Genomic DNA, 1,240 nt, shown 5'->3' on the forward strand with positions numbered 1-1,240 from the left:
ACATAATTATCACCCAAATAAAAGAACCCCACCCTAACCCTCCCCTTGGCAAGGGGAGGGAACTAGATTTATAAACACCCTCTTAGGGACTTCCAGAAAATAAAATCTTCAAATCGTATACCTAACAACACTATCACGCGGAGGGTAGGGAGACCCTACCCCTACAATATTGGAGAATTTATTACAGGGGTGTTCCCTTACAAAATAACTTCAGGTTGTATCTCTGCAAGAACTGAGGAAAGGTGTGCTGTTACTTGGCTGTAACGACGGGTAATAAGGAGGGAGGAGCGACATTGGATTGCTAGCTCGTCGGTATATCTACCAAGGGTTTGACGTTCGATTCCCCAAGCACGACTGGTTCCGGCTATGGTTAAGTCTGCTGCTGCGGATGCTTCGACTACTGCTTGGATGGGTTCGATCGCTTCTGTTGTGTTGATGTTGATGCGATCGCATACTGTTGATGGTAGTTGTTCCATCATGGTTTGAACTTCGTAACTGAGTTCTTTTTTGTTTTCTTTAGCTGTAATTACTCGTAATATTTGCAAGTTACAGGTATCTTTATTAACTAATAGTCGTAATGCCAACATTAATGCTAAGTCATCGTGAATATTGGCTGAATATGGTACTAAGAGATTTTCTAAACGCTCTTCTCCTCGGTCAATAAATACGGCGACATCAGTATTTACTGTGGTCAAAATTTGACCAACTCTCCCACCTAAACGGTTGGTGCTGAAAGCTGGACGATGCCATCCAACTAATATTAAATCGGCTTGTTCTATGGCTGCTATTTGTGCTGTTTCGCGAGCGACGTTGTTGGAAATACGAATGATGGGATGAACGTCAGCACGGATTGATGGTGGTTCTAATCCTTGGATTAACCCTTCTAATTCTAATCGCTGGGATTGAATCATTTTCTCCGCTTCTGCTGGTGTTCCGTCGTAAGCGTAATCTTCGGGTAGTTCAATTAGACTAAGGGGATTTACGATCGCAGTTCGCATATTATTAAAGGCGATCGCTGCTGCTAGTTGTACTAGTCCTCTTTGGCTGTTGGGGTTAGCAATGGGTACTAAAATTCGATAGGGACGTTCGATGTTAACGCTAGTAGCAGTTTCGCTGTGGTTGTCTTCGCTATCGGAATCGACTACATCTAGACGAATTAAACGGGGAGCATCCCACTTTTTATTTAGCGAGCAAAGATTAATCCATTAAGGTAAGCACAACGGTGAGCAATGACTTGAGG

At 43.2% G+C, this 1,240-nt stretch carries 1 pseudogene; it reads right to left on the reverse strand.

Annotation, left to right across the window (positions count from 1 at the left end):
- Positions 1 to 197 precede the first annotated feature (197 nt).
- A pseudogene (locus CK510_RS30590) lies at positions 198 to 1,178 on the reverse strand (universal stress protein); the annotation flags it as partial.
- Between the last annotated feature and the right edge of the window lie 62 nt (positions 1,179 to 1,240).

This window comes from Brunnivagina elsteri CCALA 953 (assembly GCF_002289455.1).
Classification (GTDB): Bacteria; Cyanobacteriota; Cyanobacteriia; order Cyanobacteriales; family Nostocaceae; genus Brunnivagina; species Brunnivagina elsteri.